Consider the following 13,361-nt stretch of genomic DNA (forward strand, 5'->3'; position numbering starts at 1 on the left):
GGGTCCGGCGCAGGCGGACCCCGGGGAGCCGACCGTGAACCCATCTTTGTCCTGTGACTGGAGAAAGTCATGGGTAATTCCTGCGCAACTTCTTCCCACACCCGGCAGGCACTGCTACGTTCCCCATCGAAAGAACGACTGGCCGAAAGAACGGCTTGCCGGAACGGCACAGAGCCGGCCGGCCGGTCCACCGGAGCCCGAAGAGGCGGGGAGGGGCACGTGAGACGCATGACGGCTCGACCCGCGAACGCGCACCAGGCGCGCTTGCTGCGACTGCTGCGCGACGGAGGGCCCAACTCCCGGGCCCAGCTCGGCGATCAGATCGATCTGTCACGCTCCAAACTGGCCGTCGAAGTGGACCGCCTCCTGGAGACCGGACTCGTGGTCGCCGACGGACTCGCCGCTTCGCGCGGCGGCCGTCGCTCCCACAACATCCGGCTCGCGCCCGAACTCCGCTTCCTCGGCGTCGACATCGGCGCGACCTCGGTCGACGTCGCCGTCACCAACGCCGAGCTGGAAGTCCTCGGGCACATCACCCAGCCCATGGACGTACGCGAGGGGCCGGTCGCGGTCTTCGAGCAAGTACTCGCCATGGCGGCCAAGTTGAGGGCGTCAGGTCTCGCCGAGGGGTTCGACGGGGCGGGCATCGGCGTGCCCGGTCCGGTCCGCTTCCCCGAAGGCGTTCCGGTCGCCCCGCCGATCATGCCCGGCTGGGACGGCTTCCCGGTCCGCGAGGCGCTCAGCCAGGAACTGGGCTGCCCCGTCATGGTCGACAACGACGTGAACCTCATGGCGGTGGGGGAGCAGCACGCGGGCGTCGCCCGCTCCGCACGCGACTTCCTCTGCGTCAAGATCGGTACCGGTATCGGCTGCGGCATCGTCGTCGGCGGCGAGGTCTACCGCGGCACGACCGGTTCGGCAGGCGACATCGGGCACATCCAGGTCGAACCCGACGGCAGGCAGTGCGCCTGCGGCAACAAGGGCTGCCTGGAGGCCTACTTCAGCGGCGCGGCGCTCGCCCGCGACGCCGAGGAGGCCGCCCGCGACGGCCGTTCGCCCGAGCTCGCCGGACGCCTGGAGGCGTCCGGGAAGCTCAGCGCCGCCGATGTCGCGGTGGCCGCGGCCGCCGGTGACGGGACCTCCCTCGACCTCATCCGTGAGGGCGGCAACCGTACCGGCCAGGTCATCGCGTCGCTCGTCAGCTTCTTCAACCCCGGCCTGGTCGTCATCGGGGGCGGCGTCACCGGCCTCGGCCACACGCTCCTCGCCGCCCTGCGCACCCAGGTCTACCGTCAGTCGCTTCCCCTGGCGACCGGCAATCTTCCCATCGTCCTGGGCGAGTTGGGGCCCGCCGCCGGAGTCATCGGCGGCGCCCGCCTGATCAGCGACCACCTGTTCTCACCCGCGTAGTACGCACCACTCCCTTTCGCACTCCAGCACAGCGCCCTGCTCTGCCCTGCCCTGAAACCGGCCCGCACCCGCTGCTAGGGGAACCGCCATGGCACTTTCGGCACCAGAACCACCGCTGCTCACGATGGACGGCATCACCAAGACGTTCCCCGGCGTACGCGCCCTCGACGGCGTGGACCTGGAGGTCCGGGCGGGCGAGGTGCACTGTCTGCTCGGCCAGAACGGCGCGGGCAAGTCCACGCTCATCAAGGTCCTCGCGGGCGCCCACCAGCCCGACGAGGGCGCCATCACCTGGCGCGGGGAGCAGGTCTCCCTGCGCTCACCGATCGCCGCGATGCGCCTCGGCATCGCCACCATCTATCAGGAACTCGACCTGGTCGAAGGCCTGTCGGTGGCGGAGAACGTCTTCCTCGGCCACGAGCCGACCTCGGCGGGATTCGTCGTGCGGGGACGGGACGCGAAGGCGGCCACGGCAGCCCTGCTCAAGCGGCTCGGCCACGGCGAGATCGCCCCCGGCACGCTGGTGGGGGACCTCTCCGCCGCCGGGCAGCAGATCGTCTCGATGGCCCGCGCGCTCTCCCACGACGTACGGCTCATCGTCATGGACGAGCCGTCCGCCGCGCTCGACCCGGACGAGGTCGAGAACCTCTTCCGCATCGTCGGCGATCTCACCGCGGACGGCGTCGCCGTCGTCTACATCTCGCACCGCCTGGAGGAGATCCGCCGCATCGGCGACCGTGTCACCGTCCTCAAGGACGGCCGGGCCGTGGCCTGCGGGCTTCCCGCGAAGGACACGCCGACCCGTGACGTCGTGTCGCTGATGACGGGCCGCAACGTCGAGTACGTCTTCCCGGACCGGCCGACGACCGCGGCAACGGCCGAGCCGGTCCTACGAGTCCAAAACCTCACCAGGAACGGTGAGTTCGAGCCACTGGACCTCGACGTCCGCCCCGGCGAGATCGTCGGTCTCGCCGGACTGGTCGGCTCCGGCCGCTCCGAGATCCTGGAGACGATCTACGGCGCCCGCAAACCGACGAGCGGTCAGGTCGCGGTCGAGGGACGGGTGTTGCGTCCCGGCAGCGTGCGCGCGGCGGTCCGCGCGGGCCTCGGTCTCGCACCCGAGGAGCGCAAAGCCCAAGGACTCCTGATGCTGGAATCCGTGACGCGCAACGTCTCCGTCTCCTCCATGTCCCGCTTTTCGTACGGGGGTTGGGTGGACCGGGGACGGGAGGGCAAGGCCGCGCTCCAGGCCACCCGCGAGCTGTCGCTCCGCCCGGACAACCCCTCCGTCCCCGTCCGCACCCTCTCGGGCGGCAACCAGCAGAAGGCCGTGCTGGCCCGCTGGCTGCTCCGCGGCTGCAAGGTCCTGCTCCTGGACGAGCCGACCCGCGGCGTCGACGTCGGCGCCCGCGCCGAGCTCTACGCGGTCATCCGGCGCCTCGCCGACGACGGCCTCGCCGTCCTCCTGGTCTCCAGCGAGGTGCCCGAGGTCCTCGGCCTCGCGGACCGCGTCCTGGTCCTGCGCGAGGGACGCGTCGTCCACGAGGCCCCGGCCCGGGAGCTGACGGAACACCGGGTCCTGGACCTGGTCATGGAAGGAACCCCGGCGTCATGACGCGGCCCGTCTCACCCGCCCGCACACCAGCCCTGCCGCACAGACGACCCCGATCAGAAGGGACCTCGGCGCCATGACGCAGCCCGCCACCCCAACCCGCCCGGCGGAGCCCAAGCGCGCCGCGGCCACCAAGACCGTCAAAGCCGTCCGCATGGACATCCGCACCCTCTCCCTGCTCGGCGTCCTCGCCGCCCTGATCGTCGTCGGCGGCATCACCCAGCCCGACTCCTTCCTGGACACCGACAACGTCCAGCTCATCCTGACCCAGGCCTCCGTCATCGGCGTGGTCACCGTCGGTATGACCTTCGTGATCATCTCCGGCGGCATCGACCTCTCCGTCGGTGCGATCGTCGCGCTGGCCAGCTGCTGGGCCACGACGGTCGCCACCCAGGAGTACGGCTTCATCGGCATCCTGTTCACCGCGATCGTCGTCGGTGTGGGCTGCGGACTCGTCAACGGCGTCCTCATCGCGTACGGCGGCATGGTCCCCTTCATCGCCACCCTCGCGATGCTCGCCTCGGGCCGCGGCCTCGCTCTCCAGATCACCGACGGCAAGACCCAAGTGGTCGACGTGGACAGCGTGTTGAAGCTCGGAGAGCGCGATGCCTACATCCTCGGCATCCCGCCGCTCGTCCTCGTCTTCGCCGCGGTCACGGTCATCGGCTGGCTCGTCCTGAACCGCACCACGTTCGGCCGCCGCTCGGTGGCCGTCGGCGGCAACGCGGAAGCCGCCCGGCTCGCCGGCATCGACGTACGCCGGCAGCGTCTCTACCTCTACCTGCTGTCCGGCCTGTGCTGCGGCATCGCCGCGTTCCTGCTGATCGTGCTGGCCGGTTCGGGCCAGAACACCAACGGCAACCTGTACGAACTCGACGCCATCGCCGCCGCCATCATCGGCGGCACCCTGCTCACCGGCGGCCGCGGCACCATCGTCGGCTCCGTCCTCGGTGTCCTGATCTTCACCACGATCACCAACATCTTCGCGCTGAACAACCTCCAGAGCGACGTCCAGGAGATCGCCAAGGGCGCGATCATCGTCGCCGCGGTCCTGGTCCAGCGACGTACAGCGAACACCCACTCCTGACCTCTCCAGCCCCGGAAAGGGACGCCATGCCAGAGATCACGAGCCGTAGAGGACTCCTGTTCGGCGCGGCCGCGGCCGTCACCACAGGCGGCCTGCTCACGGCCTGCACCAGCAACGAGCCCAGCGACGGCAACGACAGCAGCAAGGCCGCGGACCAGGCGGTCGCGGACGACAAGAAGGGCAAGCAGGTCACGATCGGCTTCGCCGGACCGCAGGCCGACCACGGCTGGCTCAACGCCATCAACGAGAACGCCAAGGAGCGGGCGAAGAAGTACGCCGACGTCACCCTCGAAGCCACCGAGGGCTCGAACGACACCGCCGCCCAGATCGGCCAGGTCGAGACGCTCATCAACAAGAAGGTCGACGTCCTCGTCGTACTGCCGGCCGACGGCAAGGCGCTGACGCAGGTGGGGCTCAAGGCGATGCGCGCCGGCATCCCCGTCGTCAACCTCGACCGCATCTTCAACACCCCGCAGGCGTACCGCTGCTGGGTCGGCGGCGACAACTACGGCATGGGTCTGAGCGCCGGCAACTACATCGGCGAGAAGCTCAAGGACAAGAAGAACGCGAAGGTCATCGAGCTCGCCGGGATCGACAACCTCGAACTGACCAAGCAGCGCTCGCAAGGGTTCGACGACGCCCTGAAGAACTACCCGAACATCGAGAAGGTGGCCCGCCAGGCCGCCGACTTCACCGTCGAGTCCGGGCAGGCCAAGATGGCCCAGCTGCTGCAGGCGCAGAAGAGTTTCGACGCGCTGTGGAACCACGACGACGACCAGGGTGTCGGCGCCCTGCGCGCCATCAAGCAGGCGGGCCGCGACGGCTTCCTGATGGTCGGCGGCGCGGGCGCCCTCTCCGCCATGCAGGCCATCGAGGCCGACGACAGCGTCCTGAAGGCCACCGTCCTGTACCCGCCCACCATGGCCGCGTCCGCCATCGACCTGGCCCGCGCGCTCGGCCAGGGCAAGGGGATCAGCGGCATGGCCGAGTTCGAGATCCCCGCCCACGTGACCCTGTTCTCCGCGGTCGTCGACAAGGACAACATCGACCAGTACATGCCGACCGGATTCAAGTGACGGGCGCCGGCACGAGGCATCTGGCGATCACCGCGTGGACCAGGAGGACTTCCGCATGGCAGGCAGCAGCACGGGTACGACGGCTCGCGAAACGGGCGGCGTCGACAACGACGGAGAGGCGAAGCCGGTCCTGGGGGTCGGCATGGTCGGCTACGCGTTCATGGGCGCCGCCCACTCGCAGGGGTGGCGCACCGTGGGCCGGGTCTTCGACCTGCCGCTCGAACCCCGGCTCGCCGCGGTCTGCGGCCGCGACGGCTCGGCCGTGCGCGCCGCGGCCGACCGGCTCGGCTGGGCCGCCGCCGAGACGGACTGGCGGGTGCTCATCGAGCGCGACGACGTCGACCTCGTCGACATCTGCACGCCCGGCGACAGCCACGCCGAGATCGCCATCGCGGCCCTCGAAGCGGGCAAGCACGTGCTGTGCGAGAAGCCTCTCGCCAACTCCGTCGAGGAGGCGGAGGCGATGACCGAGGTCGCCCAACAGGCCCAGCAGCGCGGCCTGGTGGCGATGACCGGCTTCAACTACCGGCGGGTGCCCGCCATCGCCCTGGCCCGCCGCATGGTCGCGGACGGCCGGATCGGCACCCTGCGGCACGTGCGCGTCAGCTACCTCCAGGACTGGCTCGTCGACCCCGCCTTCCCGCTGACCTGGCGGCTGCAGAAGCCGTACGCGGGCTCGGGCGCGCTCGGCGACCTGGGCGCGCACGCCGTCGACCTGGCCCAGTACGTGGCGGGCGAGCCGGTGGCGGGCGTCTCGGCCCTCACCGAGACGTTCGTCCGCGAACGCCCCGTCCTGGAGGGCGCCTCGGTCGGCCTCTCGGCGGCCGGGGGAGGCGCCCTCGGACAGGTCACCGTCGACGACGCGGCGCTGTTCACCGGCCGCTTCGCCTCCGGCGCCCTCGCCTCCTTTGAAGCGACACGCTTCGCGACCGGCCGCAAGAACGCGCTGAAGGTCGAACTCAACGGTGAGCGCGGCTCGTTGTACTTCGAACTGGAGCGGCTCAACGAGCTCTACTTCCACGACCAGACCGAACCCGGGGTCAGCGCCGGCTTCCGCCGCATCCTCGTCACCGAGCCCGAGCACCCCTACCTGGAGGCCTGGTGGCCGCCGGGTCACGGCCTCGGCTACGAGCACACCTTCGCGCACCAGGCCCGCGACCTGGTGCACGCCATCGCCGAAGGCACCGCCCCCGCACCGTCGTTCGCCGACGGCCTGCAGGTGCAGCGCGTTCTCGCGGCGGTCGAGGAGAGCGCGGCGAAGAACTCCGTCTACACCCCCGTACCCGTCACGTCGGCCTGAGGAGGTCCCGTACCGTGCCACGCCAGTTCACGCTCTTCACCGGACAGTGGGCCGATCTGCCGCTCGAAGAAGTCTGCCGACTCGCCCGCGACTTCGGGTACGAGGGACTCGAACTCGCCTGCTGGGGCGATCACTTCGAGGTCGACAAGGCCCTGTCCGACCCGGCCTATCTGGCATCGCGCCACGCGCTGCTCGACAAGTATGGCCTCAAGTGCTTCGCGATCTCCAACCACCTGGTGGGCCAGGCGGTCTGCGACGCCATCATCGACGAGCGCCACGAGGCGATCCTGCCCGCCCGGATCTGGGGCGACGGCGAGGCGGAAGGCGTACGGCAGCGCGCCGCAGCCGAGATCGAGGACACGGCCCGCGCGGCCGCCGCCTTCGGCGTCGACACCGTCATCGGCTTCACCGGCTCGTCGATCTGGCATCTGGTCGCGATGTTCCCGCCGGCTCCCGAGGCGATGATCGAGCGTGGCTACGAGGACTTCGCCACGCGCTGGAACCCGATCCTCGACGTCTTCGACGAGCAGGGCGTGCGGTTCGCGCACGAGGTGCACCCGAGCGAGATCGCGTACGACTACTGGACGACGCACAAGGCGCTGGCCGCGGTCGGCCACCGCCCGGCCTTCGGCCTCAATTTCGACCCGTCGCACTTCGTCTGGCAGGACCTCGACCCCGTCGGCTTCCTGTGGGACTTCCGCGACCGCATCTACCACGTGGACTGCAAGGAGGCCCGGCGCCGCCTCGACGGCCGCAACGGGCGCCTCGGCTCCCATCTGCCGTGGGGCGACCCGCGCCGCGGCTGGGACTTCGTCTCCGCGGGCCACGGGGACGTGCCCTGGGAGGACGTCTTCCGCATGCTCCGCTCGATCGACTACCAAGGTCCGATCTCGGTGGAGTGGGAGGACGCCGGCATGGACCGGCTCCAGGGCGCCCCCGAGGCGCTGAGCCATCTGCGCAAGCTCGACTTCGAGCCGCCGAGCGCGTCCTTCGACGCCGCGTTCAACAACTGAGGGGACGCCCGCCGCCGCGGGCCGGGGGAGGGGGCCGGAGCCACCGCCGGTCCCCGGTCCGGCCTGCCCGCACCCCGCTTTGTCCTGCGATGGGAAAAAGCTCAACCAGTACTGACGCAAGGGGTGTTCGCCCCGGACGAACGCGGCTACCGTCCCTGCAGTGTCGCTGAAGTGTTCAGGTCACATACGCCTCCGGGGTGACGGCGCACCCCGGCGCCCGCACCGCACGTCTTCGCATCCATTCCGTACGGCCCACCCCGTTCCCGGAGGGACTTCGTGCACAGAAGCAGAAACACCCGCAGCACCACCAGGCGCTCCAGACTCCGCACCACCCTCGCCCTGCTCACCGGCTCCGTGCTGGTCGGCTCGTCCCTGGCGCTGTCCGTGCCGGGCACGGCGAGCGCCCACCCGGAGCCGGACGCGCCCGCCGCCGAATCCGACTTCCAGCAGGTCACCCTCGCCAAGGGCGCGGACGAGACCGGCGAACCGATGTCGCTGGCCGTCCTCCCGGACCGCAGCGTCCTGCACACCTCGCGCGACGGCACACTGCGGGTGACCGACGCGGGCGGCAGCACCTCCGTCGCCGGCAAGCTCGACGTGTACGACCACGACGAGGAAGGCCTCCAGGGCGTCGGCGTCGACCCGGGCTTCAAGGACAACCGGTTCATCTACCTCTACTACGCGCCGCCGCTGTCCACCCCGGCCGGGGACGCCCCCGAGAACGGCACGGCCGCGGACTTCGCCAAGTTCGACGGTGTGAACCGCCTCGCCCGCTTCGTCCTCAAGGAGGACGGCACCCTCGACAAGGCCAGCGAGAAGAACGTCCTGGAGGTCAAGACCTCCCGCGGCACCTGCTGCCACGTCGGCGGCGACGTCGACTTCGACGCCGACGGCAACCTGTACCTGTCGACCGGCGACGACACCAACCCCTTCGCCTCCGACGGCTACAGCCCCCTCGACGAGCGCGCCGACCGCAACCCGGCCTTCGACGCGCAGCGCAGCTCGGGCAACACCAACGACCTGCGCGGCAAGGTCCTGCGCATCAAGGTCAAGGCGGACGGCAGCTACGACATCCCGGCGGGCAACCTCTTCGCGCCGGGCACCGAGAAGACCCGCCCCGAGATCTACGCGATGGGCTTCCGCAACCCGTTCCGCATCAGCGTCGACAAGCCGACCGGCACCGTCTATGTCGGTGACTACGGGCCGGACGCCGGCGCCGCCGACCCCAAGCGCGGACCCGCCGGACAGGTCGAGTTCGCCAAGATCACCAAGGCGGGCAACTTCGGCTGGCCGTACTGCACCGGCAACAACGACGCCTACGTCGACTACGACTTCGGCACGAAGGCGTCCGGCGCGTCCTTCGACTGCAACGCACCGAAGAACACCTCGCCGAACAACACCGGCATCACCGACCTGCCGGCCGCCCAGCCCGCCTGGATCCCGTACGACAACGCCTCCGTGCCCGAGTTCGGCTCCGGCTCCGAGTCGCCGATGGCCGGCCCGGTCTACCACTACGACCCGAACCTCGACTCCCCGGTGAAGTTCCCCGAGGAGTACGACGGCGACTTCTTCGCCACCGAGTTCGGCCGCCAGTGGATCAAGCGGATCGAGCAGGACGGCTCCGGGAACGTCTCGAAGATCAACGACTTCCCGTGGTCCGGCACCCAGGTCATGGACAGCGCCTTCGGCCCCGACGGTGCGCTCTACGTCCTCGACTACGGCCTCTCCTGGTTCGGCGGTGACGAGCACTCGGCGCTGTACCGCATCGAGAACGCCACCGGCGGCCACTCGCCGATCGTCGAGGCGAAGGCCTCCAGGACCTCCGGCCAGTCGCCCCTGCGCACCACCTTCACGGCGACCGGCACCGACGCCGACAACGACTCCATCACGTACAGCTGGGACTTCGGCGACGGCACCAAGGGCACCGGCGCCAGCCCCAGCCACACGTACCGCAAGGACGGCACGTACGTGGTCACGGTCACCGGTGACGACGGAACCGGCCGCACCGGGTCCGCCAACGTCCGCATCGTCGTCGGCAACACCGCCCCCTCGGTCACGTTCCAGAACCCGCCCAATGGGTCGCTCTTCAAGTTCGGCGACACGATCCCGTTCAAGGTGGCCGTGAGCGACCCCGAGGACGGCGCGATCGACTGCTCCAAGGTCACCGTGCGCTACCTCCTCGGCCACGACAACCACGCCCACGCCATCACCTCGGCCAACGGCTGCGAAGGCACCATCACCGCGCCCGCCGACGCCGAGCACGACCCGAACGCCAACATCTACGGCGTGCTCGACGCCGAGTACACCGACGGCGGCGGGGGCGGTCAGGCCGCGCTCACCACGCACGACCAGGTCCAGCTCCAGCCGCGCCACCGCCAGGCCGAGCACTACACCGAGCAGCAGGGCACCACGCTGCAGAGCAAGACCGAGGCCAACGGCGGCCGGACCGTCGGTGACATCCAGGACGGCGACTGGATCTCCTTCACGCCCTACAACCTCACCGGAGCCAAGAAGCTCACCGCCCGGATCTCCTCCGGCGGCGCGGGCGGCTTCCTGGAGGTGCGCACCGGATCGGCGACGGGCACCCTGCTCGGCTCCGCCCCGGTCCCGGTCACCGGCAGCTGGGAGACCTTCCAGAACATCGACGTCCCGCTGAAGAACGTCCCCAAGAAGACGACGGACCTGTACCTCGTCTTCAAGGGCGGTGACGGCGCGCTCTACGACGTCGACGACTTCGAGATCTCCAGCGACGCCCCGGTGAAGGGCGCCAAGCGGGTCCTCGTCTTCTCCAAGACGGCCGGCTTCCGCCACGACGCGATCCCCGAGGGCATCGCCGCCCTGAAGGAACTCGGCGCGAGCAGCGACATCACCGTCGACGCCACCGAGTCCGCCGCCCAGTTCACCACCAACAACCTCGCCCGCTACGACGCGGTCGTCTTCATGTCGACCACGGGTGACGTCCTCGACGACACCCAGCAGAAGGCCTTCGAGGGCTTCATCGCCAACGGCGGCGGCTACATGGGCGTCCACGCCGCCGCCGACACCGAGTACGACTGGTCGTACTACGGCGGTCTCGTCGGCGCCTACTTCGACTCGCACCCGGCCATCCAGAAGGCCACCGTGCGCGTCGAGGACTCCGCCAACCCGGCCACCGCGCACCTCGGCCAGGCCTGGGAGCGCACCGACGAGCTGTACAACTACCGCACCAACCCGCGTGACAAGGTCCACGTGCTCGCCTCGCTCGACGAGACGACGTACCAGGGCGGCAATATGAAGGGCGACCACCCGATCGCCTGGTGCCAGAGCTACGGCGGCGGCCGCTCCTTCTACACCGGCCTCGGCCACACGAAGGAGTCCTACGCGGACGACGCCTACCGTGCCCACCTGCTCGGCGGCCTGAAGTACGCCAGCGGTCAGGTCAAGGCGGACTGCAAGCCGAACAAGGACTACCGGCCGATCTTCAACGGCCAGTCCCTCGACGGCTGGAAGCAGGCCGGCCCCGGCACGTTCAACATCAAGGACGGCGCCCTGGAGACCGAGGGCGGCATGGGCCTGCTCTGGTACCAGGCCAAGGAGCTGAAGTCGTACTCGCTCAAGCTCGACTGGAAGATGCAGGGCGACGACAACTCCGGTGTCTTCGTGGGCTTCCCCGCCTCCGACGACCCCTGGTCCGCGGTGAACAAGGGCTACGAGATCCAGATCGACGCCACGGACGCGGCGGACCGCACCACCGGTTCGATCTACACGTTCAAGGCGGCGAACATCAAGGCCCGTGACCAGGTCCTGCGCCCGCCGGGCCAGTGGAACTCCTACGAGATCAAGGTCCAGGGCGAACGCCTCCAGGTGTTCCTCAACGGAGTCAAGATCAACGACTTCACCAACAAGGACCCTGAGCGGAGCCTGACCGACGGCTACATCGGCATCCAGAACCACGGCGCCGACGACCAGGTCTCCTACCGCGACATCCAGCTCAAGGAACTGCCCACCACGGGCGACTAGAACGGCGGCGGGCGGAGGACGCCGGACCTCCGCCCGCCGTCTCACCCGGCACACCGCACGGCCCTCTCCGGCGCCGCTCAATCCCCGGATCACGTACAACCCCCGGATCACGGCCAACCCCCGGTCCGTGTTCGACCCCGGTTCGTGTTCGACAAGGAGGCTGCCCATGTCCGCCGAACCGTCCTTCCCTTCCCCCCTCCCCACCCCGTCCCCCACCCCGCGCTTCGGTGTCTGGCTCATCGGAGCACGCGGCTCCGTCGCCACCACCGCGATCGCCGGCTGCGCGGCCGTCGCCGCGGGCCTGCACCCGCCGACCGGCATGGTCACCGAGACCACCCCCTTCGCCGACGCGGGTCTGCCAACGTTGTCTTCGCTCGTCTTCGGCGGCCACGACACCCTCGACTGCCCGCTGCCCAAACGCGCCGAACACCTCGCCGCCGGCGGCGTCCTGCCGCACGGCCTGCCCGCCGCCGTGACCGCCGAACTGGCCGCCGCCGACCGGGAGATCAGGCCCGGCGGCCCACTGCCCGGCCACGACGACGGCCGCACGCAGGACGAGCTGATCGAGTCGTTCGCCACGGACATACGTGACTTCGTACGCGCCCAGGGCCTGGCGGGCGCCGTCGTCGTGAACGTCGCCTCGACCGAACCGGCACCCTCCGCCGACGCCGTGCTCCCGCCCAGCTCGCTCTACGCCGCTGCCGCCCTCCGCGCCGGCTGCCCCTACGTCAACTTCACCCCCTCCACGGGCCTGCACCACCCGGCTCTGACGGCCACCGCCGCCGCTGCCTCCGTCCCTTACGCGGGCCGCGACGGCAAGACCGGCCAGACCCTGCTGCGCTCCGTGCTCGGCCCGATGTTCCTGCAGCGCGCCCTCGCCGTGCGCGCCTGGTCCGGCACCAACCTGCTCGGCGGCGGCGACGGCGCCGCCCTCGCCGATCCCGCCGCGGCCGCCGCCAAGAACGCCGGCAAGGAACGCGTCCTCGCCGACACCCTCGGCACCGCGCCCCAGGGCGAGGTCCACATCGACGACGTACCGGCACTCGGCGACTGGAAGACGGCCTGGGACCACATCGCCTTCGACGGCTTCCTCGGTGCGCGCATGGTCCTCCAGACCACCTGGCAGGGCTGCGACTCGGCCCTCGCCGCGCCCCTCGTCCTCGACCTGGCCCGGCTCCTTCTCCGCGCCGCCGACGTCGGACTGACCGGCCCGCGCCCGGAACTGGGCTTCTACTTCAAGGACCCGGACGGAGACGCCTCGTCGGCGCTCGGCGAGCAGTTCGCCGCACTGGTGGACTTCGGCCGGCGGCTGCGAGACCCCCGATGAGCGGCGGGCGACGGCGCGCCTGGGCCGAACTCCTGCGTCTTCCCGCCCTGTTCACCGTCCCCGGCGACGCCCTCGCGGGCGCGGCCGCGCTCGGTGTCCGTCCCGGCCGCGGCACCCTCCTCGCCATCGGCTCCTCGCTGTGCCTGTACGAGGCGGGCATGACCCTCAACGACTGGGCGGACCGCGCCGAGGACGCCGTCGACCGCCCCCACCGCCCGATCCCCTCGGGACGCGTCCACCCGGCCGCGGCCCTGACCGCCGCGGTCGCCTTCACCGGCGCGGGCGTGGGCCTGGCCTTCCGCGCGAGCCGCGCCGCGGGCCTCCTCGGCACGGCGCTGGCTGCGACCGTCTGGGCATACGACCTGGGTTTGAAGCGAACCCCGGCGGGCCCGCTGGCGATGGGCGCGGCCCGGGGCCTGGACGTACTCCTGGGCGCGGCGGGTTCGCAGCGGGGCAGGGTCGGGACCGGTGGCGGCTTCAGTGCTGGTGGCGGTGCTGGTACCGGTGTTCGCGCTGACGCTGGCGCTGGCGCTGGCG

The 13,361-nt window shown here is 70.5% G+C and carries 9 protein-coding genes; all 9 read left to right on the top strand.

All coding sequences use genetic code 11. The features are described 5' to 3' along the window. The first annotated feature begins 228 nt into the window (after positions 1-228). On the top strand, positions 229-1,410 hold the full coding sequence (locus AB0J02_RS03865) for an ROK family transcriptional regulator (protein ID WP_363191948.1): 1,182 nt from the start codon (positions 229-231) through the stop codon (positions 1,408-1,410). A gap of 124 nt (positions 1,411-1,534) precedes the next feature. Continuing rightward, positions 1,535-3,025 (top strand): sugar ABC transporter ATP-binding protein, encoded by a 1,491-nt coding sequence (locus AB0J02_RS03870; RefSeq protein ID WP_363192194.1) that lies wholly within the window; start codon positions 1,535-1,537, stop codon positions 3,023-3,025. Positions 3,026-3,098: 73 nt separating this feature from the next. Beyond that, the gene (locus tag AB0J02_RS03875) at positions 3,099-4,109 is read left to right on the top strand and encodes an ABC transporter permease (RefSeq protein WP_363191949.1); all 1,011 of its coding nucleotides are present in this window, start codon (positions 3,099-3,101) and stop codon (positions 4,107-4,109) included. Positions 4,110-4,135: 26 nt separating this feature from the next. Next, positions 4,136-5,185, top strand: coding sequence for a substrate-binding domain-containing protein (locus tag AB0J02_RS03880; RefSeq protein ID WP_363191950.1), 1,050 nt, complete (start codon positions 4,136-4,138; stop codon positions 5,183-5,185). A 142-nt stretch (positions 5,186-5,327) separates the two neighbouring features. Next, positions 5,328-6,485: a Gfo/Idh/MocA family oxidoreductase gene (locus AB0J02_RS03885; protein WP_363192195.1), complete on the top strand. Its 1,158-nt coding sequence runs from the start codon at positions 5,328-5,330 to the stop codon at positions 6,483-6,485. 14 nt (positions 6,486-6,499) lie between these two features. After that, positions 6,500-7,498 carry a sugar phosphate isomerase/epimerase family protein gene (locus tag AB0J02_RS03890; protein WP_363191951.1) on the top strand — a complete coding sequence of 333 codons (999 nt, stop codon included), beginning with the start codon at positions 6,500-6,502 and terminating at the stop codon, positions 7,496-7,498. Positions 7,499-7,774: 276 nt separating this feature from the next. Next, complete coding sequence (locus AB0J02_RS03895) at positions 7,775-11,497, top strand: ThuA domain-containing protein (RefSeq protein WP_363191952.1); 3,723 nt, start codon at positions 7,775-7,777, stop codon at positions 11,495-11,497. Positions 11,498-11,663: 166 nt separating this feature from the next. Further along, complete coding sequence (locus AB0J02_RS03900; RefSeq protein ID WP_363191953.1) at positions 11,664-12,824, top strand: inositol-3-phosphate synthase; 1,161 nt, start codon at positions 11,664-11,666, stop codon at positions 12,822-12,824. Further along, positions 12,821-13,361 (top strand): UbiA family prenyltransferase (locus AB0J02_RS03905; protein WP_363191954.1); only part of this gene is annotated, 541 nt, incomplete at its 3' end. The genes AB0J02_RS03900 and AB0J02_RS03905, both read left to right, overlap by 4 nt.

The sequence above is a fragment of the Streptomyces sp. NPDC050264 genome (assembly GCF_040655895.1).
Classification (GTDB): Bacteria; Actinomycetota; Actinomycetes; order Streptomycetales; family Streptomycetaceae; genus Streptomyces.